Raw genomic sequence first — 25,499 nt, forward strand, 5'->3', positions numbered from 1 at the left:
GGGCGTGACCACAGCGCTGTACCGGCGGTACCGGCCCGAGTCCTTCGCCGAGGTGATCGGGCAGGACCACGTGACCGCACCACTGCGGCAGGCGCTGCGCTCCGGGCAGGCCAACCACGCCTACCTGTTCTCCGGGCCTCGCGGCTGCGGCAAGACGACGAGCGCGCGCATCCTCGCGCGCTGCCTCAACTGCGCCGAGGGCCCCACCGACACCCCGTGCGGTGTCTGCCCGTCGTGCGTCGAGCTGGCCCGGGGCGGGTCCGGCTCCCTCGACGTCGTCGAGATCGACGCGGCCAGCCACGGCGGCGTGGACGACGCCCGCGAGCTGCGCGAGCGCGCGACGTTCGCCCCCGCACGGGACCGGTACAAGGTGTTCATCCTCGACGAGGCGCACATGGTCTCGCCGCAGGGCTTCAACGCGCTGCTGAAGATCGTCGAGGAGCCGCCGCCGCACGTGAAGTTCATCTTCGCGACGACGGAGCCCGACAAGGTCATCGGCACCATCCGCTCGCGCACCCACCACTACCCGTTCCGGCTGGTGCCGCCCGACGTGCTGGTGCCCTACCTGGAGCAGCTGTGCGCCGCGGAGGGCGTGCCCGTGGGGGCGGGGGTGCTGTCGCTGGTGGTCCGTGCGGGCGGCGGGTCCGTGCGTGACACCCTCTCCGTGCTCGACCAGCTGATCGCCGGCTCCGGCGACGCGGGCCTGGAGTACGAGGGTGCCGTCGCGCTGCTGGGCTACACCCACACCTCGCTGCTGGACGACCTGGTCGACGCGGTCTCCGCCCGCGACGGCGCCTCCGCGTTCCGCGTGGTCGAGCGCGTGATCGCGACCGGCCACGAGCCGCGCCGGTTCGTCGAGGACCTGCTGGAGCGCCTGCGCGACCTCATCGTCATCACGGCGTCCGGCGACGCGGCCGGGGCCGTGCTGCGCGACGTTCCGGCCGACCAGCTCGACCGGATGCGCCGCCAGGCCACGCACCTGGGCATGTCCGAGCTGTCGCGCTCCGCCGACCTGGCCAACGCCGCCCTCACGGAGATGGTCGGGGCCACGTCGCCGCGGCTGCACCTCGAGCTGCTCATGGCGCGGCTGCTGCTGCCGAGCGTCGACGACTCGCGCACCGGCCTCGCGGCACGGATCGACCGGCTGGAGCGCGGGCTGCCCGCCGTGGCGCCCGCCGGGGCGTCGGTGCCCGGTGCCGCTGTGCCTGCTCCTGCTGTGCCTGCTGCTGCTGTGCCTGCTGCTGTGCCGACCGCCGCTGGGCCCGCCCCGGCGACGGCCGGTGCCGCGGTGCCCGTTCCTGACGCGCCCGCGCCGGGTCAGGCGGCGAGCGAGCCGGCCGCCCCGGTGCGGGACGCCGCCGCGTCGAACCGGCCCGTGACCGATCACGCCCCGACCGCCGACGCCGCGGGCGACGAGCGGCCCCGGACCGTGGCTGCGCCGGACCCCGACGAGCGAGGCCGGGGCGCGGCGGAGCCCGCCGACCGACCGACCCGCGCTGCCGCAGGGACGTCGCAGGTCGCAGACCGGTCGGGCGGTTCCGCCCCCGCCCCCGCGCGCGAGCCCGGGTCGGTGGAGGACGGCGGTCGAGGAGCACCCGCCGGTGCGCCCGTCGCGCCGGTGGCCGCCCCGGTGCCGGCACCGGCTCCGGCCCCCGCACCTGCGGATCCCGCCCTCGCCCCTGCGGCGCCTGTGCCCGGTGCTGCCGCGCCTGTGCCCGGTGCCGCTGCCGCGCCTGTGCCCGGTGCCGCTGCCGCGCCTGTGCCCGGTGCCGCAGCCGCGCCCGTGCCCGGTGCCGCAGCCGCGGCGGCGGACACCGAGATGCTGCGGCGTCGTTGGCCGGACGTCCTGACGACGCTGCGCCGGCTGCGCCTGCCGTCCTGGGCGCTGGTCAACCAGCACGCCCAGATCCTCGAGCTCGACGCCACGACGCTGCGCCTCGGGTTCGCCCAGCCCGGTCTCGTGACGACGTTCCGCAACAGCAACCACGGCGACGTCGTCGCGCGGGCCCTGTCCGAGACGCTCGGGGTCACCGCACGCGTCGAGGCCGTGCTCGACGAGCCCGGTGGCAGCGCGCGGTCCGCGCCCTCGAGCGCGCCCGACACCGGACCCCGCGCGATGAGCGCCGAGCGGGCCGCCGCCTCCTGGGACGAGCCCGCGCCCGCCGGCCCGACCGCACCGGCCGCTGCTGATGCGGCCCCCGCTGCATCGCCCTCCGCTGCGGCGACGTCCCCGGTCGCCGACACGACGACCACCGACGGGACGCGGCCGCGCCCGGCCGCGACGTCACCCGGCGCGCGGCCCGCACCCGACGACGCACCCGCCCGCTCGGTGCCGGGCGTCCCCGACGCGGCCGCCGCAGGGCAGACCCGTGACGGCGCCGCACGGCCCGTCCCGCCGTGGGAGTCCGCTCCCGAGGGGACGCCGACGGCCACGGCAGGTGCCGCACCGACGGGCGCCGCCGGTCCGCGCGGCGCGGGCGGTGACGAGCGCGTCGTGGCCCACGCCGACGACGACATCCCGCCCGGCGACGAGCCCGACGACCCCTGGCGCGACGGGCCCGCCCCTGCGCGTGCGTCCGGCGGCGGGGCCGAGCGCGGCGCACCGCCGGCGCGGCCGTCCGCACCGCAGGCAGCGCCCCCGGGCGCACGTCCGGCGCCCGCTGCGTCCGGTGGGACGGCCCGCGAGCGGGGCGTCGCAGCCGCGCGGGCAGCAGCCGCGCAGTCCCGCGGCCGCATGCAGGAGCCCGACGAGCCCTCGCCGGACGACCCGACGATCGGCCAGTCCGGCCTGGTCGGCGTGCCACTGGTCGCGCAGATGCTGGGCGGGCGCGTCATCGACGAGCAGATCGACATCTGACCCGTGGGGTGCGCGGCGGGGGGCGCGAGCGCGCGCCGCGTCGCACGGGGTGTCGTCCTCGTCGGGGTGGGTGCGGTCCTGGTGGCATGCACGGCGCCCGTCGAGCACACCGTGCAGCAGACGCTCACGGTCGAGCGGGCGACGGCGCGACCGGACGCCGAGGCGGTGGTGCGCGTGCCCGACGGCACGGGCCGGGTCGTCGAGCGGCCCCGCGGACCGGCGACGCCTCCCGGTGCGGCCACGCACGCGGGACCGGCCACGCGCGCCCGGGCCGACACCGAGGGCACCCCGGCCGATGCCACGACCACGGCGGCCGGGCTGCCGCGGGTCCTCGACCGTGCGTGGCTGCAGGACACCGTCACCGAGACGCTGGTGTGCGCCGGGGACGACCTGGTCCTCACGACGTCCGCCGTGGTCGAGGTCGTCGGCCCCTGCGGCACGCTGAGCGTCGAGGGTGCCGGCGCTCGCGTCCTCGCGGCCGGTGTCGGCCGGCTCGTCGTGCGGGGGGACGGTGCGCTCGTCGTCGTCGCCGACGTCGACGAGGTCGTCATCGAGGCCGACGGTGCGCGGGTGGCCTGGGAGGACGGGACGCCGCGGGTCGACGGCCCGGGCGCCGACGCCGGCTACGGGCCCGTGGGTGTGGTCCGGCTCGACACCCGGCGCTGACGCACGGAGCGCCCCCGCGACGCGGCTACGCTGGCAGCGTGTACGAGGGCGCGATCCAGGACCTGGTCGACGAGCTCGGGCGGCTGCCCGGGGTCGGCCCCAAGAGCGCCCAGCGCATCGCGTTCCACATCCTCGCCGCGGACCCGTCGGACGTGCGGCGCCTGGCGGACGCGCTGACCGAGGTCAAGGCGCGCGTGCGGTTCTGCGAGATCTGCGGCAACGTCGCGCAGGAGCCGCAGTGCCGCATCTGCCGTGACCCGCGCCGCCTGCCGACGACCATCTGCGTGGTCGAGGAGGCCAAGGACGTCGTCGCGATCGAGCGGACGCGGGAGTTCCGCGGCAAGTACCACGTGCTCGGCGGCGCCATCAACCCGATCGCGGGAGTCGGACCCGACGACCTGCGCATCGCGCAGCTCATGTCGCGCCTGGCCGACGGCACGGTCACCGAGGTCATCCTCGCCACCGACCCGAACGTCGAGGGGGAGGCCACCGCGACGTACCTGGCGCGGCTGCTCGTCCCGATGGGCCTGACCGTCAGCCGGCTCGCCTCCGGTCTGCCGGTCGGCGGGGACCTGGAGTACGCGGACGAGGTGACCCTGGGGCGCGCGTTCGAGGGACGACGACGGATCAGCGCATGAGATCGACGAGGTGGGGGACCAGATGAGCACCGACGACGAGCGTCCCGTGGCGGACGCGGACCTGCGGGACATCGCGGACAGCGTCGCGTCCGAGTCCCGCGGGTTCCTCACGACGGTCACCGAGGTGGCGGCCGGGTCGGCACCCGAGGCGTCGCTGCCGCTGCTGCTGCTCGCCCTGTCGGACCTGCTGGCCGCGGGCGCGCGCCTCGGTGCGACGACGGACGTCGTCCCGCCGTCGCGGTTCGAGCCCGACGTCGGCCCCGACGCCGACCTGGAGCCGCTGCGCGTCAACCTGGCCAACCTGTTCGACGGCATCGACGAGTACGTCGAGGTCGTCGACCCGCTGCTGGGCCCGGAGATCGAGGAGGCGACGATCTCGGGCGACCTGGTCGCGATCATCGCCGCCCTCACCCAGGGGCTCGCGCACCACGAGCGCGGGCACGTGCTCGAGGCGCTGTGGTGGTGGCAGTTCAGCTACCTGCAGGACTGGGGTGAGCGGGCGGCGTCCACGCTGCGCGCGATCCAGACGATCCTGGCGCACGTGCGCCTGGACGTGGCGGACGACGTCGCCACCGAGGCGGAGTACGACGCGCTGCAGCCCTGAGCGCTGACGCTGGTCCGCCCGCCGGCCGCCGCCGGGCCGCCGACCGGAGGGATGACCGGGGGACGGGGGCGGACGCGGCCGGCGGGCGGCGTCGGGAGTGCGTCAGGCGACGCGGGTGCCGCGTGCCAGGGTGCGCTGCGGGATCCGCAGGCGGCGGACCGCCGTGACGAACCCGGCCGCGCCCAGCAGGAGGTTCACCGCGAGGCCGAACGGCCACACCGGGCCACCGTGGGCGCCGGGCGGCACCGCGTGCGACGTGTCCTCCTCGGCCCAGCACTCGTCCAGGACCTCCGGCGCGCCCAGGCGCAGGTCGCGCAGCGTCTGCACGGTGCTGTCGGTCCCCTCGAGCGCGGCGGCGGGCACGGCGCCGTCCCCGACGACGGCGAACGGGTTGATCGCCAGCAGCCACCACGTCCACTCGGTCCGGGCGACGTCGCGCTCCTGCACGGTCAGCTCGCACGTCGGCTCCACCGTGCTCGACCGGGTGCCCTCGTCCTGCTGCACCCAGTAGTCGTCGCTCACGCCGTAGACCCGGACCTCCTGCGTGGTGCTGAGGAACGGGTACGTCAGGCCGAAGAAGATCGGCGTGAACACCGTGAGCGCCGCGACCGTCAGGAACGTCAGGACGGTGGAGCCGGCGGGCCGCGCCGCGAGCGTCGACCACCCCAGGCCCATGCCGCACACGGCGGCCAGCAGCAGGGCGGTCAGAACCACCACGCGGGGCAGCGTCGCCACCGGCACCCCGCCCATGGCGAGGGCGATGAGGAAGAAGGGCAGGCTGACGACGAGGAACGCGCACGCGCTCAGCCAGGCGGCCAGCAGCTTGCCCGCGGCGATCTCCGCGGGCGACAGCAGGGTGACCTGCAGCGTCGCCAGCGTGCCCGCCGCCCGGTCGCCGTTGACGGCCGTCGACGTGAGCGTCGGCGTGACCAGCAGGCCCAGCCCCAGGACGAGCGCCGTCACGGCGACGAACAGCACGACCCCGCCGTCGTCGGACCGCGCCGCCTGGGCGTCGAAGAGGGACAGGACGCCGCCCGCGAGGAGCGTGATCGCCCCCACGACGACGAACCACACGACGAGCGCGGCCTTCCACCGCGACGAGCGCACGCGCTGGCGCAGCTCGAGGGCGGCGACGGTGCGCACGCCGTGCCACGTCAGGGTCCAGGTGCCGACCGCGGGCGTGGCCGCGGGAGTCGGGGTGGTCGTCGTGGCGGTCATCGCCGCTCCTCCTCCAGTGCGAGGTACGCCTGCTCGAGCGCACCGGCGGCGGGTGCCGACGACACGAGGGGGACACCGGCCGTGACCGCGTCACGCAGCAGCGCGGCCGCGCCGGTCTCGCCGTCGACGTCGACGAGCACGCCACCGGCGGCGTCCGGGCCCTCGGGGCGCCCGGCGCCGTCCGGCCGGTACCGCACGCCGGACGCGTCGAGCCAGTCCGTCAGCGCGCGGAGCGACAGCGCCCGCACGTGCCAGGTGCGCCGGCCCGCCGCCGCGTCGGCCTCGGACATGCCGGCCACCGTGCGGCCGCGCGAGAGGAACACCGCGTCGTCGGCCATCTCGTCCAGCTCGGACAGCACGTGCGACGACACGAGGACGGTGCGGCCCTCGTCGGCCAGCCGCCGCAGCAGGATCCGCAGGTCCACGCGCGAGCGCGGGTCCAGCCCGCTGGCGGGCTCGTCGAGCAGCAGCACCTGCGGGTCGTGGACCAGCGCCCGTGCCAGGCCGAGGCGCTGCTTCTGGCCCCGTGAGAGCACCGCGGCCGGCTGGTCGGCGTACTCGGACAGGTGCACGGTCGCCAGCAGCTCGTCGACGCGGGCCGCGGCGCGGGTGCGCTCGACGCGGTACGCGTCGGCGAAGGTCAGGAGGACCTCGCGGGCCGTCAGCGAGTCCCAGGTGCCGAACGCGTCCGGCATCCACCCGGTGCGCGCGCGGGCCGCGGCGCTGTCCGTCACGGGGTCGTGGCCTGCGATCCGCACCTGGCCGGAGTCGGGCACGAGCAGCCCGGCCAGCACGAGCAGGAGCGTCGTCTTGCCGGAGCCGTTGGGACCGACGAGGGCGGTGACCGCCCCGGCGCGTGCGACCAGGTCGACGCCGTCGAGTGCCCGCACGGTGCCGAAGCCGCGGCGCAGGCCGACCACCTCGATGCCGGGGGGCGCGACGGCGAGCGCCGCGACCCCCGGAGCGGTGGCGGCGGGGACGTCGGGTGGTGGGGGCGGTGCGTCGGCTGCCATGACGCCACGCTAGGAGCCTGCCCGCGGCGGCGGGGTCCCCCTCCGGGTGGACCGCACCCGAACGGCCCTGGGCCCCCGGAGGGACGGGGTGCGGCCCGACCCGCCGCCGGTCCACGGGCGGCCGGGTCACCCGTGGACGGCCGGCCGTCGCCCTCGCGGCGGCGTTCCTCAACGCGGCGTTCGGCCTGTGCCTCGGGTGCGAGATGTACCTCCTCGGCCTGCGCCTGCGCACCCGCTCCGCCTGACGCCCGACCTCTCCCTCCCGTCCCACCGGCCGGTCGGCTGCAGGGTCAGCAGCCCGTGCGGGACGTCCCGACGACCACGTCGTCGTACCAGAGCGTGTCCGCGCCGTCGCCGTAGCTCTCCCAGCCGAGCCGGAGGTCCACCAGGCGCGGCGTCCAGGCCTTGGCGTACCACTGACCGTCGACGTCGTGCGTCGGGGTGCCGTCGGCGACCAGGCCGGTCACCTGGGTCCCGTCCAGCCACGTCGTCAGGCGGCCGGCGGGGTCGACCAGGGCCTCGACGCAGGCCCACTGCCCGGTCGGCAGCGGCCGGCTCAGCGCGACGCCCGACGGGCTCTGCTCGGGCAGCGTGGCGTCGTCGGACGCGCGGTTCCACTGCAGGGCGCCGTTCTGGCCACCCATGCGCAGGTCCTTGCCGCCGTCGGCCGCGTCCTGCAGGGCCATGAACGTCACGTGCGACGTCGGCAGCGGCGTGGTGTGACGGACCCAGAACCGCAGGTAGGTGGGCTGCCCGGCCGTCCCCGAGACCGCGCCGTCCGCGCGGACGAAGACGTGGTTGCAGTAGCCGACCGCGCCGTTCACCCGCAGCGAACGCATCCCGGTGCGCGCCACCGCGGAGTCGATGCTCGCGGTCCCGGTGCCCGAGCAGTCCGGGTGGACGACGGTCCAGGGCGCGGCGGGCGTGGTGCCGGTCTGCTGCTCGAAGCCGTCGCAGAACCCGCCGGCGCAGGTGCCCGGCTCCGGTGTGGGGGTGGGCGTCGGCGTGACGGTCGGCGTCGGGGTCGGCGTGGGCGTGACCGACGGCGTCGGTGTGGGGGTGGGCGTCGGTGTGACCGACGGCGTCGGCGTGGGCGTCGGCGTGGCCGTCACCGACGGCGTGACCGACGGGGTGGGCGTCACGGTCGGGGTCGGCGTCCCGGTGGACCCGCCCTGGCCGTCGCACAGCACGCCGTCCAGCCGCACGTCCTGCGGCGGGGTGGGTGCCGACGTCGACGTCCCCTGGAACCCGAACGAGACGGTCGCGCCCGCGGCCAGTGCGCCGTTCCACGGGGCGTTGGTCATCGTCACCGTGGCGCCGGACTGCGTGGCCGTGGCGCTCCACGCGTTGCTGATCCGTGCCCCGGGGGCCAGGTCGAACGTGAGCGTCCAGCCGGACCGTGCCGGGCCGGTGGTCAGGCGGGCCTCGGTGACGAAGCCGCCAGGCCAGGCGTTGGTGGTCCACACCACGCTGCAGGTGTCGACGGCCTGCGCGCCGACGGCGCCGGCGATGCCGACGGCCGTCACGGCGGCGGCCGCGAGCGCGGCGAGGAGCGCGCGGGCGCGCGCGACCGGGCGGGTGGTGGTCATGGTTCTCCCCTGCGTGGCGCGTGGTGCGGCGCGCCCCGGGGGCGGCGTCGCGCTCGTCCCGACGAGCCTGCGCCCGGGCGGTCGTCGCCGCCAGGTCCCCAATCGCTTCAGCGGCGCCGGACCACGGCGTCCGCCATGCGAAATCGCGGCAGTCCGCATCCTGGGCCGGGCCTACACTCGCGGGGTCCCTGACCGCCCGTCCGGAAGCGTCCGATCCCGTGGCCCTCATCGTCCAGAAGTTCGGCGGCTCGTCCGTCGCCGACGCCGCCAGCATCAAGCGCGTCGCGAAGCGGGTCGTCGAGACGAAGAAGGCCGGGCACGACGTCGTCGTCGTCGTCTCGGCCATGGGGGACACCACCGACGAGCTCATCGAGCTCGCGCAGGAGGTCACCCCGCTGCCACCGGTGCGGGAGATGGACATCCTGCTGACGGCGGGCGAGCGCATCTCGATGTCGCTGCTCGCGATGGCGATCCACAACCTGGGCGTCGAGGCGAAGTCCTTCACCGGGCAGCAGGCCGGCGTCATCACCGACGAGGTGTACGGCAAGGCGCACATCATCGACGTGTCGCCCAGCCGCATCAAGGACACCATCGCGCGTGGCGAGGTCGCGATCGTCGCCGGATTCCAGGGCGTCAACCCGTCGACGAACGACGTGACGACGCTGGGACGCGGCGGCTCCGACACCACGGCCGTGGCCCTCGCGGCGTCGCTCAAGGCCGACGTGTGCGAGATCTACACCGACGTCGACGGCGTGTTCACCGCCGACCCCCGCATCGTGCCGACCGCCCGCAAGCGGGACCGCATCGGCTACGACGAGATGCTCGAGATGGCCGCGAGCGGTGCCAAGGTGCTCATGCCGCGCTGCGTCGAGTACGCCCGCCGGTACGACGTGCCCGTGCACGTGCGCTCGTCGTTCTCGACGCACACCGGCACGCTCGTGACGAACCAGGAGGACCCCAGCATGGAGCAGCCGATCATCGCGGGCGTCGCGCACGACCGCAGCGAGGCCAAGATCACGGTCGTCGGCGTGCCCGACGTGCCGGGCAAGGCCGCGCGCATCTTCGAGGTCGTCGCCGGCGCGGGCGTGAACATCGACATGATCGTCCAGAACGTCTCGATCGCCGCGACGGGCCACACGGACATCTCCTTCACGCTGCCCGCGAGCGACGGTGCGAAGGCCTCGTCGGCGCTGACGACGGACCAGCAGACGATCGGCTTCCAGTCGCTGCAGTACGACGACTCGATCGGCAAGCTCTCGCTCATCGGCGCGGGCATGCGGTCGCACCCCGGGGTGTCCGCGAAGTTCTTCGCGGCGCTGTCGGAGGCCGGCATCAACATCGAGATGATCTCGACGTCGGAGATCCGCATCTCCGTCGTCACCCGCGCGGACTCGCTGGACGACGCCGTGCGGGCCGTGCACACGGCGTTCGACCTGGACGCCGAGGACACCGAGGCCGTCGTGTACGGCGGGACGGGGCGCTGACATGGCGCAGGGTCTGAGGGTCGCGGTCGTCGGGGCGACCGGTCAGGTCGGCGCCGTGATGCGCCGCCTGCTGGACGAGCGGGACTTCCCGGTCGGGTCCATCCGGTACTTCGCCTCCGCGCGCTCGGCGGGCACGACGCTGCCGTGGCGCGGCGAGGACGTCGTCGTCGAGGACGTCGCGACGGCCGACCTGTCCGGCATCGACATCGCGCTGTTCTCCGCGGGCGGGTCGACGTCCAAGGAGCACGCGCCGCGGTTCGCCGCCGCCGGCGCGATCGTCGTCGACAACTCCTCGGCCTGGCGCCGCGACCCGCGCGTGCCGCTCGTGGTCTCCGAGGTGAACCCGCAGGCGCTGGACCACATCGAGATCGGCATCGTCGCCAACCCCAACTGCACGACCATGGCCGCGATGCCCGTGCTCAAGGTGCTGCACGACGAGGCGGGTCTGCGTCGCCTCGTCGTCTCGACGTACCAGGCGGTCTCCGGGTCGGGGCTGGCCGGTGCCCGCGAGCTCGACTCGCAGGTCCGCGCGGCGGTCGAGCAGGACACCCTGGCGCTGGTGCACGACGGCGGCGCCGTCGCGTTCCCCTCGCCGGAGAAGTACGTCGCGCCGATCGCGTTCGACGTCATCCCGCTCGCGGGGTCGATCGTCGAGGACGGTCTGCACGAGACCGACGAGGAGCAGAAGCTGCGGCACGAGTCGCGCAAGATCCTCGACGTCCCGGACCTGCTGGTCTCGGGCACGTGCGTGCGCGTGCCGGTGTTCACGGGCCACTCGCTGAGCGTCAACGCGGAGTTCGAGCGGTCGATCTCGGTGGAGCGGGCGACCGAGCTGCTGTCGACGGCGCCCGGCGTGCAGCTCGCCGACGTCCCGACGCCGCTGGTCGCCGCCGGTCAGGACCCGTCGTTCGTCGGGCGCATCCGGCAGGACGAGGGCGCGCCCGAGGGCCGCGGCCTGGCGCTGTTCATCAGCAACGACAACCTGCGCAAGGGTGCGGCGCTCAACGCCGTGCAGATCGCGGAGGTCCTGGCGAGCCGGCGGTTCGCGGTCACCCGCGCCTGACGCACCGACCGCGAGGCCGGTCCCTCCCCGCACAGCGGGTCGGGGCCGGCCTCGCGCGCGTCGGGGCCGGCTCTCAGCCGTCCTCGGCCGCGGGTCCGACCGCCGGGGCCCGGTCCAGGGGTGCGGGCACCGCCGGGGACGGTGCGGAACCGGGCGGGATCGGGAGCGCCTCGCCGTCGAGGACGGCCTGCCCCGCGCGCACCTTGGCGTCGAAGGGTTCGACACCCCAGAGCTCGGTCAGCACCGTGAGGTCCTCGAACGTGTACCCGGCGGCCCAGAAGGCCTCGGACTGGTCCTCCCCAGGGTTGGGCGAGGGCACGGAGCCCGGGGCGACGGGGACCTCGAGCCCGTCGAGCAGCATCTGCCCGGTGCGCGCCTTGGTCTCGATGCGGTCCGTGCCCCACAGCGCCGCGAGGGCGTCGAGCTCCTCGGTCTCGTACCCCGCCGCCCAGAGCGCCTCGTCCTGCTCGCGGGTGTACCCGTCCGGCATGAAGGACACGTCGATGCCGACGGTCCGTGCCGCGCCCTCGAAGGCCACCGCGACCCGCGAGTACGGGTTCGCCGCGGCTGCCGCACCCCCGGCAGCGACCGCGATCGAGCCGGTGACGACGCCGGCGGCGAGGACCTGACCGCCCCGGCGCAGGGCGACGGCGCGCGGGGGCGTGCGGCGGGCCAACGACGCGGCGAGCAGGTCGGCGACCTCGGCGGGGTCGGGTGCGGTGCGGGCGCGTCGGTGCAGGGCGCCGGTGATCAGTGCGGCCAGGTCGTCGTCCGACGGGACCGCGGGGTCGGGGGTGCCGGGAGGTCGGCGGTGCGGGCTCATCGTGTCTCCGGTGCCGTGGTGAGGTCGGTGTCGCGCAGGGTGGCCAGGGCGCGGGCGGCGTGCGAGCGCACCGTCGCGCTCGACGTCCCCAGCACCTGGGCGATCTCGGGGTCGGCCAGGCCCTCGTAGTAGCGCAGCACGAGCACCGTGCGCTGTCGCGGCGGGAGCGCGGCCAGGTGCTCCCACATGACGTCGTCGCGGCCCGCGGCCCCGGCGTGGTCGTGCTGCGGCGGTGCGTGCGCGGCCAGCACGTCGTCCGACGCGGGGTGGATCGTCCGCACGTGCCAGCGTCGCCGCCACGACAGGTGCTCGTTGGTCACCATGCGCCGCAGGTACAGGTCGGGGCGTTCCATGAGGGCGATGCGGTGCCAGCGCACGTGGGCGCGCAGCAGCACCTCCTGGACGAGGTCGGCGGCCGTGTGCCCGTCACCGGTGAGGACGGTCGCGTACCGCAGGAGCCCCGGCAGGTGGGTGCGCACCAGGTCGTCCAGCGCGGTCGTGGGGGCGGCCGTGCGTGCCCCGTGGCCCCGGCGCCGCTCGGCGAGGGCGACCACCGGCACATCGGCGCTCTCGGGGCCCACGGCCCCCAGCCACGTCATCGGGCCGCCACGGTGAGGAGGTCCTGGAGTGCGGCGCGCGGGTCGTGCGCCGCGTCCGGTCCCGGCAGCGGCAGCGGTGCGGGGTCGAGGCAGCGCAGCAGCAGACGCTCGACGAGTGCCGCACGCTCGACGACCGACCGCGCGTCGATCGCACCGGGCAGGATGCGGACCTCGACGGTGTCGCGCACGGGCCGCGTGGCGACGAGCTGGACGAGGTTCACGTCCGCGTACTTCGTCAGGCCGACGGCCCGGGCCGCGTCCCGCAGGGCCGACCAGCCCGTGTCGGTGTCCTGCCAGCCCTGCTCGACGAGCCCGACGAGCGCGTCGGGCAGCGGTGCGAGCCGGCGGCACCGCGGGTTGGTGCCGAGCGCGGCCCACAGCGGCTCGCGCCAGTGCGCGAACAGCCGCACGAGGTTGGCGAACGCCGACGACCGACGGAACGGCCCGGCGTCGACGTGCAGGTGCACCGCCGCCTCCTGCGGGATCGTGAACCCGAGCTCCCGGGCGGGCCCCAGGAGCCGCTCGAGGGCGCGCGCGTGGTCGCGCACGAGGGGCGGCGTGACGATCTCGCACGGGCGTTCCCGCCCGGGCGGCAACGGCAGGGCGACCGCGATCGACGCCCCCGTGGGGTCGTTGACGCGCGCCGCCGCCGGGAACACGTCGACGTGCACCCCGAAGAGCTCCGCGACGGGGTCGAGCACCGTCGCCAGCGGGGCGTGAGGGTCGACGGTGCGCTCGACGAGCCGCAGGAGCCGCCCGTCGTCGGACACCAGCCGGTACCACCCCCGGTGCCCGGGCCGCGGCCGCGACCCGGGCACCGGGGCGAGGTCCGCCTCGATGGTGATGTCGTCGACGAGGAGTGCCACCGGCGCACCCTGCGCGTCGAGGACGTCGAACGCCGGCGACAGGTGCCGGAAGACGCTGACGCCGGGCACCGGCGACGGCTGGCTGTCGGCGTGGAACGCCCGCCGCACGCTGCCCCCCACCCGTGCCGCGACCACGTCGGCCAGCGCCTGCCTGTCGGACCCGGCCGGGGCCAGGAGCTCGATCTCGAATCCGGTGCGCAACGTCAGCTCGTCCACGAAGGTCCTCGTCGTCGGTGGGTCGTCAGGTGGACGTCGTCAGGACGCGGGGCTGCTGCCCGGCGCGACGGGCAGCGGCTGACCGTCGAGGATCGCCTGGCCGGCGCGTGCCTTGGTCTCGGCCCAGTCGGTGCCCCACAGGGCGTTGAGCGCCTCGATGTCCTCGGCGGTGTAGCCGGCCTCCCAGACGGCGGCGAACTGCGCGACGGCCGGGTCCTGCGGGGTCGAGCCCGGCGCGACCGGCAGCTGCTCACCGTCCAGGACGGCCTGACCGATCCGGGCCTTGAGCTCCGTGCCCTCGATCTGCCAGAGCTCACCCAGGGCGTTGATGTCCTCCGGCGTGTAGCCGGACGACCACAGCGCCTCGTACTGCTCGCGCGTGTACCCGTCGGGCATCGCGGCCCACTCGTCGTCGGCGGAGGGGGCCGCCGCGGGTGCGTCGGTCACCGCCACCGGCGCCGGGGCGTCCGCCTCGGTGACGACGGCGGGGTCCTCGTGCACCGCGGCCGCGGTGGTGCCCTCGGGGCCGGTCGCGTTGCTCGCGGCCACCGCCGCGCCGGCGCCGGCGACGGACAGGCTCGCCGCGATGGCACCGGCAACGACGAGGCGCTTGCGACGCGGGCGGGACGTGGTGCTGGGGTTCATGGGTCCTCCAGGTCTCGGGGATGAGCGTGCCCCCTGACAACGCCCCTGGGTACCCGAGATGTGGAGTCCGTGCGGATTCGTTCTCGCCACGCGACGGCCGCGCCACGCGACGGCCGGGTGTGCAGGGTTCGTGGCGCTGGACGCCACGAACCCTGCACGGGCTCAGCCCCGCGGGTCGATGGGGAAGTTCTGGTCGAAGACGTGGTCCGGGTCGTACGTGCGCTTGAGCGCCCGCAGCCGGTCGAGCGTGAGCGGCGGGAAGGCGTCGCGCAGCCGCTCGGGGCGCGGGTCGGTCTCGAACGACAGGTACAGGCCGTCCATGTGCGGGTGCGCGAGGCGGTCCCAGGCGTCGTCGAGCCCCGTGCCGGACGAGCGCCCGGCGAAGGTGCAGCCCGACAAGCGCTGGGGGTCACTGAAGGCTCTCGTGAGTCGTCGCGACATGCCCACTCATCCTGTGAGCGACTCTATCCGCCGCACCAACGTGTCTAGCCCGGGCATTTCAGAAATCTCGAAGGAAATTCGACGCGCGGATGCGCGGAAACTCGGCTCTGCAGCGACTCGAAGTGTCGCTGCGGTGATTTCGTCCTCATGCCACCCGGCGGTGAGCCCGGCGCCGCTTTCTTGGACGAACCCGGCGATGTCGAAATGATCCGATCCAATCGGAACGCATACAACTGGCACGCCGTGGCGGAGTGCGGTTAGGACGGTATTACGGCCACCATGGCAAACTACCACATTGCATGTAGGCATAGCTGGAGTTTGCGCGACGTAAGGCCGCGCCACCACTCGCGGCAACGCCCGCATGCTGACCCCTGCGACAATGACACCAGGGAATTGGGTGCTGAGCCGCTGGACGACCTCCTGCACAGTATGGGTGGGCGTTTGGTAGACGCTGCCAAACGCCAAATACGCGTGCCCTGTGAGGTCGATCGCGGGTGCGCGATCTTGGTGGTGATCTTCGAAAAATTCGGGTGCCAGGTCCATTACTCTTGATGGCAACGATACGGTCGGGTCTCTGAGCGATGGCGGGGCGTTGTTTACATGGAGGTGGCGGAACATCGATGCGGCGGGGCCCTCGGCTCCTGTCCGTAGCCCGGCGCGGTCGCGCAGCTCTGTCAACGCGGCTCCTAGCTCGGCATTCCATCGTTCCCTGGGCCAATGGGCGCTTACCTCGACGGAGACTTCAGGGAGGCCGCAGCGCTCGGCCATGACCCAAGCCGCGCACTCAGTCGCGTCGCGTAGAAAGACCTCTGGACGCCACTGATCTACAACCGGTCCCAGCGCATCAAGGAGCGGGAGAGCGCGTCTTCGAATCCCAATCTCGGCGCGGACGATCGCGAGGCGCTCGCGAGGCGCTGTGCTTATCAGTCGAGGCACCATTGCGTGTGTGTCAAGCGAATCAGACCCTGGGGGCTCCTCGACGATCACCCGGGAGGCGACCGCCGCGCGACGAAACGCCGACACCACGCTCGGCGCCCCAACCGCAAGGACGTCATGACCGCTGCCTTGCAGTGCCTGGGCGATGGCAATGACTCCGTTGAGATGGCCCAGCCCCGGCTGCGAGGTCACAAGAATCCTCGTCATGGACGTGCCGTCTCTACTAGTTGAGGCTCCACGAGGCGTTCCTCGGTGTCTTGCGATGCCTGACGGTGATAAGCGTCACGCAGGATCTGTGCGATCACGTCACCCTGCCGGCGCGGCTGCGTGTCGATGGTTGCCACCGCCAGGCTGTAGTCACGAGCGAGCAGTTGGCCGTCAATAGCGTAGGTGCCGTCGTAACCAACCAGTTCGACTCGACCTTCACAGTCGCCTTGGTCCGCGAAAGCACGCTGCATCTCAAGGAGGATCCGGTCGTCCCCACAGAAGATGATCACCTTGTTCGCCGCGTCGGTGAGGACGTCGCTGGCCGATTGAAACAAGCAGTCGCGTGCGGCGACGGCGTCCCAGGAGGCCAGTTCGACTGCTCGAGTCCGGCCGTTAAGGCCACTGCGAGCAAGTTCGTATACAACGCGCCCTGACCGGGCAGTTCCCGGTCCGACCTCGCCTGGACCCATCGCGACGACGGCAAAGGTGGTCTCGTTACTTTGGAGCCGGTCGGCTATCAGGCGGCCTGCAAGTGACCCTCCTTTTAGGAAGTCGGAGGCTACGTACGGTGGCGGTTTGAGCCCTGCGTTTACGAATAGTTCGCGCGGCGGTCGGTGGTCAGCCACGATGACGAAGATTCCTTTGCGCTGAAGGCGCGCGAGGGAGTTCCATACGTCAACATTGTCCGCGGATGGGAGCACCACGACGGCATGCGCATCGTGAACCTTGATACCGTCGAGCACATGAACCTGCCACCTGTCCGATGCATGCTCGTTCGCTGGGGGCGTGAAAGTCGTCAGTTCGAATGGCATGGCGCCATCGAGGCCGTCGCGGAGACCATCGACAATATTCCTCAAGTACGGATGATCATCCATCCCGACGACGACAATTGATTTTCTCGGCGCGTCGCGCTGCCTAAGTTCTGCAAGGGCTTGCGCCGCCACGCCGTAGACGAGCCCGGCTATCCCGAGGGCGTGATCGAAGTCGATTCCCGCGACCCATATTGCCGTCAGTAGAACCAGGACGATCGTCGCCGGAGCTAGGATGAGCGTGATTTGGCTGACGTGAGGCTTGCCCATCCGGGGTCGAGGAGAGTTCATGCCTGCCTCCATTGCTGACTAAGGATTGACAGTGTTGGGCGTGGAGATCGGACTTACTCCCGAGGGAGCGTGTGGTGCCGCTCCCAGTGCGACGGGACCCCGATCTAGACTTTTGGGCACGGGATGGCTCGAGTCGCCGTCCATTTTTGTAGGCCCATGCCGGGCGCTCGTGGCGGCTCACACGCCTCGCGCGCAGATAGCATCGGGTATTAACACACGGGATACGGCTCACCTTCAGCGTTTTTGGCGGAGGCGTACCATTGATCGGCTGCGCGCGACTCGTGCCGCGCTAGGTGTCTGACAGACGAGTGCATGCGCCCTCGGGCGGGTCGCAAGGATCAGAACGGCGGCGCGCCAGCTTGGAGTCGACCTTCGTGAGTGGGTCGCAGTTGGGGCACTCCTGAGTGCGGCGGACGCGCCTAGGGCTCACGCGCATAGGCTAGCGGTGCTGGCGTCCGTTACGTCACCAATCGCTGTTTGGAGCCCGAACGTGCTACCTGACCCGATCCCGTACACGCGGCCAGCGCTGCCCGCGGTTGACGACGTCGTGGAGGTGGTCCGCGAGATCTGGGCTCGGGGGGTGGTGGCGAATGGAGGGCCGGTCCAAGGGCGCCTCGAACGTGCGCTGGAGGCGCGCCTTCGATGGCCCACCACCTGCGTGGTCGGTAACGGTACGGTGGCGCTCCAACTGCTTGGGGCTGCCGCGGGGCTTAGGGACCACAACGGCCGCGACGAGGTCATCGTAGGTAGCTTTACGCACGCTGCGACGTTCCAGGCGTTGCGTGCGATCGGGCTGCGGGTGGTGGTTGCGGACGTTGATCCGGTTTTTCTCACCGCTGATCCTGAGTATGTTAGGCGACTGATCAGTGCTCGCACGGCCGGAATCGTCGTTACGCACACATTAGGCGTCGCCGCAGAGGTTGATGTCCTGGAATCGGTTGCTCGCGAGCACGGTGTCCCGATCCTATTCGATGCGGCGGCCGCGGTCGGTGTTGATTGGCGCGGCCGTTCGATCGCAGACGCGGGCGATGGCAGCGCATTTAGTCTTCATGCGACTAAGGTGCTCTGCGCTGTTGAGGCTGGTGCGGTCGCCACCAAGCATGCCGGCCTTGCGGCCAGGCTGCACATCTTGCGGAATTTCGGTATCGACAATGAGCAGAATTGCGCTGACCTGCTCGGTACCAACGGCAAGGCGGATGAGTTAGTCTGTGCGGTTGGTCTCGCCTCGCTTGACGGGTTGGAGGCGGAGATTGCGGCTAGGATAGAATTGCTGCAGCGCTATCGAGATGGTCTAGACCTGCCCTGGCTATCGTTTTTGGACCAACGCCCGGGCGCCACATCTAACGGTGCGGTGTGTGCCGTTCGTGCCCGTGGGCGCGGGGGTCGACCTCTGGCGGACGAGATTCACTCCGTCCTTCACTCCGAGGGTATTCAGTCTCGCCGGTACTTTTCGGGCGCCTACGCCGTACCCGCCGTTACGGGGAGCGGCCCCACGCCGGAGGCAGACCGCGCACGAGAAGATGTATTGTGCCTGCCGCTTTGGGGAAAGATGGGGCCGGAGGTGGTCGACGCCGTGTGTGCGGCGGTCCGTGGTGCCGTGCGCCAGTGACGTCATCTGCTGCGGCGATGCGGCGATGGGACGGGGTTCAACCTGCAATTTGCGTTCACAGATGCGGCGGGCTCACCCCGGCCTCAGCCCCGCGGGTCGATGGGGAAGTTCTGGTCGAAGACGTGGTCCGGGTCGTACGTGCGCTTGAGCGCCCGCAGCCGGTCGAGCGTGAGCGGCGGGAAGGCGTCGCGCAGCCGCTCGGGGCGCGGGTCGGTCTCGAAGGACAGGTACAGGCCGTCCATGTGCGGGTGCGCGAGCCGGTCCCACGTGTCGTCCAGCCCGGTGCGGGACGAGCGTCCAGCGAAGGCCGTGGCCGAGAGCTGCTGGTGGCGGTGGGCGTACGCGGTCGCGTCCGGCGCGACGTCGTTGCCGGCGGCTCCCGTCGCCCGCAGCTGCAGCAGCATCGCCTCGCCCGAGCCGAGAAGGCGCCCGAGGTCGGCGGCCGCCGCGTCCGTCATGGCGGGCAGCAGCCCGGAGCGGGTGACGGGCGGTGCACCGCCGTCGTGGTGGCGGGCCACCGGGCCGACGACGCCGGTGTACGGCGTGAGGGTCGCGCGCTGGTCGAGCACGGTCCCCGCGCCGAGCAGCTCCTCGAGGGCCGCGACGGCCGACGTCGTGTCGTCGTCCGCCCACACCGTCATGGCCTGCGCGAGCGGCTGACGGCCGCTGCCCCCGGCCTGCACGTGCAGGAAGCTGGTGAGCCGTCGGTCGGCGTCCTGGACGACGCGGCCCCAGCGGGCGAGGAGGCGGGCGGGGTCGGAGGCGTCGAACGTCATGGTCGCGAAGACGACGTCCGGCACCTCGGGGGCCTCGAGCTCCACCCACGTGACGACGCCGAGGTTGCCGCCCGCGCCCCGCAGCCCCCAGAACAGCTCGGGCTCGTGCCGGGCGTCGACGACGCGCACGGTGCCGTCGGCCGTGACGACCTCGTAGGCGACGACGTGGTCGATGGTCAGGCCCTGCGAGCGGCCGAGCAGGCCGATCCCGCCGGTCGTCGCCAGCCCGCCGACGCCGACGCCGCCGTAGTCGCCCGACGAGATCGCCCACCCGTGCGGGGCCAGCGTCGCGGCGACCTTGCCCCAGGTCGCGCCCGCGCCGAGCCGCACGCGGCGCGTCGCCTCGTCGACGACCGTCACCTCGTCCAGCGCGCCGACGTCGAGCACGACGCCGCCGTCGTTGGTCGACCGGCCGGAGATGCCGTGCCCGCCGGACCGCACCGCCAGCGGCCCGCGCTGCTCGCGGGCGTACCCGAGGGCGTCGACCACCTGCGCGGTGGTGCGGGGCAGCAGGACGATGCCGGGCGCGCCGCGGCGCATGTAGGTGGAGCGCAGGGAGGCGTACGCGCGGTCGCCGGGCTCGACGGCGGGCAGGCCGGCGGGCACGGCGTCGTAGGCGATGCCGTCGACCCGCTTGGCCAGGGCGGCGGCGGCGCGGACCGGACCGCTGGACGTGCCCGACGAGGCGCGCTCGGCGGCGACCGCGTCGCGGACCGCCGGGGCGACCTGCTCGGCGAACGTCCGGATGGTCGCGGGGTCGTCGGTGGCGAGGACGAAGGTGCCGATGCCGTCCTCGAGCGCGTACCGGACGAGGGCGTCGACCCACTGCTCGGGCGGGCCGTCCAGACCGTCGCCCGGGGTGGGGGAGAAGCGGCCGTTGATGTTGAGCAGCCGGCGGATCTCGCGGGGGTCGCGGCCGGCAGCCGTCGCGGCCTCGTCGATCGTCGCGTTGCCGCGCGCGAGGTCGCCGGGCTGCAGGTAACCCAGCGAGGGCAGCCAGCCGTCGGCCTTCCGGCCGACCAGGCGCAGCATGCGGGGCTTGTAGGCGCCGACCCAGATGCCGATCTCGTGCGCCGGGGCCGGGCCACGCTTGGCGCCCGCGAGGCGGTGGTGGTCGCCGCCGACGCGCAGCGGGCCGCGTCCGTCGGTGTCCCACAGGGCGCGGATGACGTCGATGGCCTCGCCGAGCGCGTCGACGGCCTCGCCGGGGGTCAGCCGCGGGACGCCCATGCCCTCGATGGCGTCCCAGAACGCCCCGGCGCCCAGGCCGAGCTCGACGCGGCCGCCGGACAGCAGGTCGAGGCTCGCGGCCGCGCGCGCCAGGACGGCCGGCGGGCGCATCGGCACGTTGAGGACGTTGCCGGACAGGTGCACGCGCTCGGTGCGCGCGGCGACCCACGACAGCAGCGTCCAGGTGTCGAGGAACGACGGCTGGTACGGGTGGTCCTGGAACGTCACCAGATCGAGGCCGGCCTGCTCGGTGAGCACGGCCAGGTCGACCGGGGTCTGCGGGTCGGCGTTCTGCGGGGTGAGGAACGTGCCGAGCTGCAGCTCGTGCCCGTAGTCGGTCATGGGTGCCTCCGAGGTCGTGTGCCGGCTAGATCATATGCCTGACAGACGATCTGTGGTGCAACAGGTATGCTGAGGGTGTGACGGACACCTCGACGCGCACCGGCGACGACCTCGGCTGGCAGCTCGGCACGCTGCTCGGCCGGTGGCGCACCGCCGTCGGCGAGGCGCTCGGCGGCATCCCCGCCGGCCCGCGCGGCTACCAGCTGCTGCGCGTCGTCGTCACCGCCGACGTGCCGCCCACCCAGGCCGCGCTCGCCGCCCACCTCGGCATCGACCGCACGGTCATGACCTACCTGCTCGACGACCTGTGCGCCGCCGGCCTGGTCGCACGCTGCCCCGACCCGGCCGACCGGCGCGTCCGGCGCATCGCCGCGACCGACCTCGGGCGGGCCGCGCTCGCCGACGTCGAGGGGCGCATCGCTGCCGCGGAGGCCACCGTCCTGCACGGCCTGGGCGCCGACGAGCAGGGCGTCCTGCGCGCGCTGCTCGCCCGGGCCACCGGCCCGGCCGCGTCGGGCGAGGACCACTGCGCGGTCGTCACCGCCTGATCCGCGCCGCCGCGTGACCCGCGCCGCCGCGTGACCCGCGCCGCCGCCGGATCCAGGGACCGGCGGTCCCCGGATCGACGCGGCCTTCTGCGCGGGCGGCCGCGCCCCGAGGCTGGCAGCACGGGTCGCCGCACCGGCGACCGCGGACCTCGGAGGACACCATGACCGGCCCCACCACCCCCCGCGTCGCACTCGTCACCGGCGGCAACCGCGGTCTCGGTCGTGCGAGCGCGCTCGCGCTCGCCGCCGCCGGCACCGACGTCGTGCTCACCTACCGGCAGCACGAGGACGAGGCGCACGCCGTCGTCGCCGACGTCGAGGCGCTCGGCCGACGCGCCGCGGCCCTGCGGCTGGACACGTCCGACCTCGCGGCGGTGGACGCCTTCCCGGCACGGCTGGCCGCCGTCCTGCACGAGCAGCGGGGCCGCGGGACCCTCGACGTGCTGCTGAACAACGCCGGCCTCTCGCTCGCGACGCCGCTCGGCGGCACCACGGCCGACGACCTGCAGACCCTGTTCGACGTCCACGTGCGCGGCGTCTTCCTGCTCACCCAGGGCCTGGTCCCGATGCTCGCGGACGGCGGCCGCGTCATCACCGTGTCGAGCGGGCTCGCACGGTTCGTCCAGCCGGGGGACCACGCCGGGTACGCGGCGATGAAGGCGGCGGTCGAGGCGTTGACGCGGTACTGGGCCGCGGAGCTGGGGGGTCGCGGCATCACCGTCAACGTCGTCGCGCCAGGGCCGGTGGCCACCGACTTCAGCGGCGGGGTCGTGCGGGACACCGTCGGCCTGCGCGACGCGCTCGCGTCGCAGACGGCGCTGGGGCGGGTGGGCGAGGCGGAGGACATCGGTGCCGTCGTGGCCGCGATCGCCTCGCCTGCGTTCGCGTGGGTCACCGGGCAGCGGGTCGAGGCGTCGGGCGGCATGCGGTTGTGACCGGCCTGCCCGTGACGCTTGCCCCGACGTCCGCGCGGGCGAAGACTGCCCGGGTGGACCGGCTCCAGCTCGCGGACTTCCTGCGCACGCGGCGCGAGGCCCTGCAGCCGCAGGACGTGGGCCTGCCGCGCGGGTCGCGTCGGCGCGCTCGCGGGCTGCGGCGCGAGGAGGTCGCGCTGCTGTGCGACATGTCGAGCGACTACTGGTCCCGCCTCGAGCAGGCGCGCGGCCCGCAGCCGTCGGACCAGATGCTCGCGGCGATGGCGCGCGGGCTGCGGCTCACGCTGGCCGAGCGGGACCACCTGTTCCGGCTGGCGGGCCGTCCCGCGCCGGAACGCGTGGGACGCGGCGAGCACGTGTCGCCCGGGCTGATGCGGGTGCTCGACCGCCTGCACGACACGCCCGCGCAGGTGATGACGGACCTGGGGGAGGCGCTTGCGCAGAACCCCGCGGCCGCCGCGCTGCTCGGGGACGAGTCCGCGCTGACCGGGCTCGACCGCGTCGTCGTGCACCGCTGGTTCGTGCACCCCTCCTCGCGCGACGTCTACCCCGTGCAGGACCACGACGTGCGCGGCCGGGTGTTCGTCTCGGACCTGCGCGCCGCGCTCGCCCGGCAGGGGCCCGGGTCGAGGGCGGAGCAGGTCGTGCAGTCGCTGCTCGTGCGCAGCGAGGAGTTCGCCCGGGTGTGGGCCGGGCACGAGGTGGGCCTGCGTCACGAGACGCACAAGCGGCTCGTCCACCCCGAGGTCGGGGAGATGAGCCTCGAGTGCCAGCGGCTCGTGGACGTCGAGCAGTCCCAGGTGCTGCTGGTGTTCACCGCCGCACCGGGCACACCGGACGACGACCGGCTCCGCCTGCTGGCCTCCCTGGCCCCCCGCCCGGCGCTGCCCACCCCCTCCTGACCGCGCAGCCCACCCTCTCCTGACCGCGCAGCCCACCCCTCCGTTGTCGGGGGTTGTGCGTCCCCTGGTTCTGTGGTTCATTAGTCGAGTAATGAACCACAGAACCAGCAGGGAGGGGTAGCCGTGTTCGACGGACGTGACCCCGTGTACCTGCAGATCGCGGACCAGATCAGGCAGGACGTGCTCTCGGGTGCGCTCGCATCCGAGGAGCAGGTCATGTCGACCACGCAGTACGCCACGACGTTCCGCATCAACCCCGCGACGGCGGCCAAGGCGTTCGCCCAGCTCGTCGACGAGGGCGTCCTCTACAAGCGCCGGGGCGTCGGCATGTTCGTCGCCCCCGGCGCCCGTGAGCGGCTGCTCGCCGAGGCTCGCGAGTCCTTCTTCACCGACACCGTCGACCCCGTCGCGGACGCCGCCCGCCTCCTGGGCGTCGACGTCGAGGACGTCGTCGCCCGGCTCCGCGCCCGTGCCGCCCGCCCCGCACCCGAGGGAGAGTCCCGATGACCGCGACCACCGGCTGGGGCGTCGAGCTCCAGGGAGTGACGCAGCGCTACGGCGACGTCACCGCGCTCGACGACGTCGCCCTGACGATCCGCCCCGGCACCATCACCGGCCTGCTGGGCCGCAACGGCTCGGGCAAGTCGACGATGGGCTCGCTGCTCGCCGCGTTCCGCCGTCCGACGGCCGGGCGGGTGCTCGTCGACGGTGAGGAGCCGTGGGAGAACGAGCGCGTCGTGCCGGGGGTGTGCTTCGTCCGGGAGTCCGGCGACGTGCTCGACGACTGCTCCCTCAAGGACAACCTCGCGTACCTCTCCGGCGCGCGGCCGTGGTTCTCGCACGAGCTCGCCGGCGAGCTGCTCGAGCTGTTCGAGCTGGACCTGAAGCGCAAGCCGTCGAAGCTGTCGCGCGGCAAGAGGTCGGCGTTCGGGATCGTCGTCGGGCTGGCGTCGCGCGCCCCGCTGACCATCCTCGACGAGGTCCACCTCGGCCTCGACGCGCCGAGCCGGTACGCCTTCTACGACGCGCTGCTCGCCGACTACGCCGAGCACCCGCGCACCATCGTGCTGTCGAGCCACCTCATCGACGAGGTCGAGCGGCTCCTCGAGGACGTCGTCGTGCTCGACGCCGGCCGCGTCCTCATCGCCCAGGACGTCGAGTCCCTGCGCGCCGAGGGCATCTCGGTCACCGGCCCCGCGGCGGCCGTCGCGGACTTCGTCGCGGGGCGCGACGTGCTCGCCACGCAGCGCCTCGGCGGCACCACCCAGACCACCGTGCGCGGCGCGCTCCTGGAGGGGGACGCGCGCCGCGCACGGCAGGCCGGGCTCGAGCTGGGCCCGGTCCCGCTGCAGGACCTGTTCGTCCACCTCACCGGCCCGGGCCGGACCACCGACGCCGCGGCACGCGCGCAGGGGGTGGACCGATGACGACGACAGCCGCCACCCGCCCGTCGCCCACGGTGCGCACAGCGCGCGTGCTGGGCGCGGTGCTGCTGAGCATGGCGGGGATCTTCTGGGCCCTCGCGGTCGTGGCGGTCGTCATCGCCACCCTCGTCGTCTGGCGCGTCAACGGCAGCGCCGACGTGTCGATCGCGGTGTACGCGCGGCAGGCGGCGACCTGGTTCCCCTTCTCGCTCGGCATCATGCTGGTCGGCGCCTACCTGCGGGTGCACATCGCGTCGGGCGTGACCCGCCGGACGTTCGTCCGGGCCGCGCTGCTCGTCGAGCTCGCCGCCGGCGTCGGGTACGCCGCCGTCTTCACGGCCCTCGTGCTGCTGGAGCGTGCCGTCCACGACGCCCTGGGCTGGGAGTCGGTCATCACGGAGATCCAGCTCGCCGACGAGTCCGCGTCAACCGGGGCGATGCTCCTCGAGCTGTCCGTGACGTTCGTCGTCGCCAACCTGTCCGGGCTGCTGGTCGGGGCCGTCTACCTGCGATTCGGCGCCTGGGTCGGCACGCTCACGCTCCCGCTGACCGTGGGTCCGCTCGTGCTGCTGCTCTACATCCCCGGTGCCCGGTACGTCGACCTGCCGGGCATCTGGACCACGACCGCGGCGGGCCACCTGGCCCTGGCGGTCGGCGTGGGCGTCGTGCTCGCCGCGGCGATGGCGGCGGTCTTCGCGGCCCTCGTGGAGCGGCTGCAGCTCGCCCCCGCGCCCTGACCCCACGACCGGACGACGGCACGACCCCACG

The 25,499-nt window shown here is 73.6% G+C and carries 25 protein-coding genes; 14 read left to right on the forward strand and 11 right to left on the reverse strand.

Annotated elements, in window-relative coordinates:
• Positions 1–4 precede the first annotated feature (4 nt).
• From J1G43_RS03880 to J1G43_RS03895, 4 genes are all read left to right on the forward strand, one after another.
• Positions 5–2,857, forward strand: a complete 2,853-nt coding sequence (locus tag J1G43_RS03880; RefSeq protein WP_207377998.1) for a DNA polymerase III subunit gamma and tau — start codon at positions 5–7, stop codon at positions 2,855–2,857.
• An 81-nt stretch (positions 2,858–2,938) separates the two neighbouring features.
• Positions 2,939–3,523, forward strand: coding sequence for a hypothetical protein (locus J1G43_RS03885; protein WP_207377999.1), 585 nt, complete (start codon positions 2,939–2,941; stop codon positions 3,521–3,523).
• 38 nt (positions 3,524–3,561) lie between these two features.
• Entirely contained in the window at positions 3,562–4,161 is a 600-nt protein-coding gene (gene recR / locus J1G43_RS03890; protein ID WP_207339509.1) for a recombination mediator RecR, read from the forward strand.
• A gap of 22 nt (positions 4,162–4,183) precedes the next feature.
• The gene (locus J1G43_RS03895; RefSeq protein WP_207339508.1) at positions 4,184–4,765 is read left to right on the forward strand and encodes a DUF5063 domain-containing protein; all 582 of its coding nucleotides are present in this window, start codon (positions 4,184–4,186) and stop codon (positions 4,763–4,765) included.
• A gap of 102 nt (positions 4,766–4,867) precedes the next feature.
• On the opposite strand, the gene J1G43_RS03900 is transcribed toward J1G43_RS03895, so the two are convergent.
• Positions 4,868–5,983 carry an ABC transporter permease gene (locus J1G43_RS03900; RefSeq protein WP_207339507.1) on the reverse strand — a complete coding sequence of 372 codons (1,116 nt, stop codon included), beginning with the start codon at positions 5,981–5,983 and terminating at the stop codon, positions 4,868–4,870.
• Positions 5,980–6,996 (reverse strand): ABC transporter ATP-binding protein, encoded by a 1,017-nt coding sequence (locus J1G43_RS03905; RefSeq protein WP_207378000.1) that lies wholly within the window; start codon positions 6,994–6,996, stop codon positions 5,980–5,982. Before J1G43_RS03905 ends, J1G43_RS03900 begins: the two co-directional genes overlap by 4 nt.
• A gap of 17 nt (positions 6,997–7,013) precedes the next feature.
• Here J1G43_RS03905 and J1G43_RS18890 point away from each other — a divergent pair, with 17 nt between their 5' ends.
• Positions 7,014–7,241, forward strand: coding sequence for a DUF4395 family protein (locus J1G43_RS18890; RefSeq protein WP_242635380.1), 228 nt, complete (start codon positions 7,014–7,016; stop codon positions 7,239–7,241).
• A 45-nt stretch (positions 7,242–7,286) separates the two neighbouring features.
• On the opposite strand, the gene J1G43_RS03915 is transcribed toward J1G43_RS18890, so the two are convergent.
• Positions 7,287–8,585 (reverse strand): cellulose binding domain-containing protein, encoded by a 1,299-nt coding sequence (locus J1G43_RS03915; protein WP_207339505.1) that lies wholly within the window; start codon positions 8,583–8,585, stop codon positions 7,287–7,289.
• A gap of 218 nt (positions 8,586–8,803) precedes the next feature.
• Here J1G43_RS03915 and J1G43_RS03920 point away from each other — a divergent pair, with 218 nt between their 5' ends.
• Complete coding sequence (locus tag J1G43_RS03920) at positions 8,804–10,069, forward strand: aspartate kinase (protein ID WP_207378001.1); 1,266 nt, start codon at positions 8,804–8,806, stop codon at positions 10,067–10,069.
• A gap of 1 nt (position 10,070) precedes the next feature.
• The gene (locus J1G43_RS03925; RefSeq protein WP_207339503.1) at positions 10,071–11,132 is read left to right on the forward strand and encodes an aspartate-semialdehyde dehydrogenase; all 1,062 of its coding nucleotides are present in this window, start codon (positions 10,071–10,073) and stop codon (positions 11,130–11,132) included.
• A 73-nt stretch (positions 11,133–11,205) separates the two neighbouring features.
• Here J1G43_RS03925 and J1G43_RS03930 read toward each other — a convergent pair whose 3' ends face one another.
• From J1G43_RS03930 to J1G43_RS03960, 7 genes are all read right to left on the reverse strand, one after another.
• Positions 11,206–11,955, reverse strand: coding sequence for a hypothetical protein (locus tag J1G43_RS03930; protein WP_207378002.1), 750 nt, complete (start codon positions 11,953–11,955; stop codon positions 11,206–11,208).
• Positions 11,952–12,554: an RNA polymerase sigma factor gene (locus J1G43_RS03935; protein ID WP_207378003.1), complete on the reverse strand. Its 603-nt coding sequence runs from the start codon at positions 12,552–12,554 to the stop codon at positions 11,952–11,954. Before J1G43_RS03935 ends, J1G43_RS03930 begins: the two co-directional genes overlap by 4 nt.
• A complete protein-coding gene (locus J1G43_RS03940) occupies positions 12,551–13,636 on the reverse strand; it encodes an amidoligase family protein (protein WP_207378004.1) in 1,086 nt (361 codons plus the stop codon). The genes J1G43_RS03935 and J1G43_RS03940 overlap by 4 nt, the downstream gene beginning before the upstream one ends.
• 39 nt (positions 13,637–13,675) lie before the next feature.
• Positions 13,676–14,281, reverse strand: coding sequence for a hypothetical protein (locus tag J1G43_RS03945; protein ID WP_207370034.1), 606 nt, complete (start codon positions 14,279–14,281; stop codon positions 13,676–13,678).
• A 162-nt stretch (positions 14,282–14,443) separates the two neighbouring features.
• Complete coding sequence (locus J1G43_RS03950; protein WP_242635196.1) at positions 14,444–14,680, reverse strand: BBE domain-containing protein; 237 nt, start codon at positions 14,678–14,680, stop codon at positions 14,444–14,446.
• Between the two features lie 48 nt (positions 14,681–14,728).
• Positions 14,729–15,865 carry a glycosyltransferase gene (locus J1G43_RS19775; RefSeq protein WP_374191783.1) on the reverse strand — a complete coding sequence of 379 codons (1,137 nt, stop codon included), beginning with the start codon at positions 15,863–15,865 and terminating at the stop codon, positions 14,729–14,731.
• Entirely contained in the window at positions 15,862–16,965 is a 1,104-nt protein-coding gene (locus tag J1G43_RS03960; protein WP_207378006.1) for a substrate-binding domain-containing protein, read from the reverse strand. Before J1G43_RS03960 ends, J1G43_RS19775 begins: the two co-directional genes overlap by 4 nt.
• Positions 16,966–17,518: 553 nt before the next feature.
• Between J1G43_RS03960 and J1G43_RS03965 the strand changes: the two genes are divergently transcribed.
• Positions 17,519–18,574 carry a DegT/DnrJ/EryC1/StrS aminotransferase family protein gene (locus J1G43_RS03965; RefSeq protein WP_207378007.1) on the forward strand — a complete coding sequence of 352 codons (1,056 nt, stop codon included), beginning with the start codon at positions 17,519–17,521 and terminating at the stop codon, positions 18,572–18,574.
• An 83-nt stretch (positions 18,575–18,657) separates the two neighbouring features.
• Here the strand turns inward: J1G43_RS03965 and J1G43_RS03970 are convergent, their stop codons facing one another.
• Positions 18,658–20,922 (reverse strand): LLM class flavin-dependent oxidoreductase, encoded by a 2,265-nt coding sequence (locus J1G43_RS03970; protein WP_207378008.1) that lies wholly within the window; start codon positions 20,920–20,922, stop codon positions 18,658–18,660.
• A gap of 77 nt (positions 20,923–20,999) precedes the next feature.
• On the opposite strand from J1G43_RS03970, the gene J1G43_RS03975 reads away from it, so the two are divergent.
• The 6 genes from J1G43_RS03975 (at position 21,000) to J1G43_RS04000 (ending at position 25,468) form a co-directional block, all read left to right on the forward strand.
• Positions 21,000–21,470 carry a MarR family winged helix-turn-helix transcriptional regulator gene (locus J1G43_RS03975; RefSeq protein WP_207339497.1) on the forward strand — a complete coding sequence of 157 codons (471 nt, stop codon included), beginning with the start codon at positions 21,000–21,002 and terminating at the stop codon, positions 21,468–21,470.
• A 161-nt stretch (positions 21,471–21,631) separates the two neighbouring features.
• Entirely contained in the window at positions 21,632–22,405 is a 774-nt protein-coding gene (locus tag J1G43_RS03980; RefSeq protein WP_207378009.1) for an SDR family NAD(P)-dependent oxidoreductase, read from the forward strand.
• Between the two features lie 53 nt (positions 22,406–22,458).
• Positions 22,459–23,307 carry a helix-turn-helix transcriptional regulator gene (locus J1G43_RS03985; RefSeq protein WP_207370037.1) on the forward strand — a complete coding sequence of 283 codons (849 nt, stop codon included), beginning with the start codon at positions 22,459–22,461 and terminating at the stop codon, positions 23,305–23,307.
• Between the two features lie 123 nt (positions 23,308–23,430).
• Positions 23,431–23,814, forward strand: coding sequence for a GntR family transcriptional regulator (locus tag J1G43_RS03990; protein WP_207339494.1), 384 nt, complete (start codon positions 23,431–23,433; stop codon positions 23,812–23,814).
• Positions 23,811–24,734, forward strand: a complete 924-nt coding sequence (locus J1G43_RS03995) for an ATP-binding cassette domain-containing protein (protein ID WP_207370038.1) — start codon at positions 23,811–23,813, stop codon at positions 24,732–24,734. Before J1G43_RS03990 ends, J1G43_RS03995 begins: the two co-directional genes overlap by 4 nt.
• Positions 24,731–25,468 carry a hypothetical protein gene (locus J1G43_RS04000; protein WP_207378010.1) on the forward strand — a complete coding sequence of 246 codons (738 nt, stop codon included), beginning with the start codon at positions 24,731–24,733 and terminating at the stop codon, positions 25,466–25,468. The genes J1G43_RS03995 and J1G43_RS04000 overlap by 4 nt, the downstream gene beginning before the upstream one ends.
• Positions 25,469–25,499 lie beyond the last annotated feature (31 nt).

The organism is Cellulomonas sp. zg-ZUI22 (assembly GCF_017353535.1).
Taxonomy (GTDB): domain Bacteria; phylum Actinomycetota; class Actinomycetes; order Actinomycetales; family Cellulomonadaceae; genus Cellulomonas; species Cellulomonas wangleii.

Excerpts from the sequence above, each read along its gene's own strand:
- J1G43_RS03895 (WP_207339508.1), top strand. The coding sequence starts at position 4,184 with ATGAGCACCGACGACGAGCGTCCCGTGGCGGACGCGGACCTGCGGGAC.
- J1G43_RS03900 (WP_207339507.1), bottom strand. The coding sequence starts at position 5,983 with ATGACCGCCACGACGACCACCCCGACTCCCGCGGCCACGCCCGCGGTC.
- J1G43_RS03905 (WP_207378000.1), bottom strand. The coding sequence starts at position 6,996 with ATGGCAGCCGACGCACCGCCCCCACCACCCGACGTCCCCGCCGCCACC.
- J1G43_RS03915 (WP_207339505.1), bottom strand. The coding sequence starts at position 8,585 with ATGACCACCACCCGCCCGGTCGCGCGCGCCCGCGCGCTCCTCGCCGCG.
- J1G43_RS03925 (WP_207339503.1), top strand. The coding sequence starts at position 10,071 with ATGGCGCAGGGTCTGAGGGTCGCGGTCGTCGGGGCGACCGGTCAGGTC.
- J1G43_RS03930 (WP_207378002.1), bottom strand. The coding sequence starts at position 11,955 with ATGAGCCCGCACCGCCGACCTCCCGGCACCCCCGACCCCGCGGTCCCG.
- J1G43_RS03935 (WP_207378003.1), bottom strand. The coding sequence starts at position 12,554 with ATGACGTGGCTGGGGGCCGTGGGCCCCGAGAGCGCCGATGTGCCGGTG.
- J1G43_RS03945 (WP_207370034.1), bottom strand. The coding sequence starts at position 14,281 with ATGAACCCCAGCACCACGTCCCGCCCGCGTCGCAAGCGCCTCGTCGTT.
- J1G43_RS19775 (WP_374191783.1), bottom strand. The coding sequence starts at position 15,865 with ATGACGAGGATTCTTGTGACCTCGCAGCCGGGGCTGGGCCATCTCAAC.
- J1G43_RS03960 (WP_207378006.1), bottom strand. The coding sequence starts at position 16,965 with ATGAACTCTCCTCGACCCCGGATGGGCAAGCCTCACGTCAGCCAAATC.
- J1G43_RS03970 (WP_207378008.1), bottom strand. The coding sequence starts at position 20,922 with ATGACCGACTACGGGCACGAGCTGCAGCTCGGCACGTTCCTCACCCCG.
- J1G43_RS03980 (WP_207378009.1), top strand. The coding sequence starts at position 21,632 with ATGACCGGCCCCACCACCCCCCGCGTCGCACTCGTCACCGGCGGCAAC.
- J1G43_RS03995 (WP_207370038.1), top strand. The coding sequence starts at position 23,811 with ATGACCGCGACCACCGGCTGGGGCGTCGAGCTCCAGGGAGTGACGCAG.
- J1G43_RS04000 (WP_207378010.1), top strand. The coding sequence starts at position 24,731 with ATGACGACGACAGCCGCCACCCGCCCGTCGCCCACGGTGCGCACAGCG.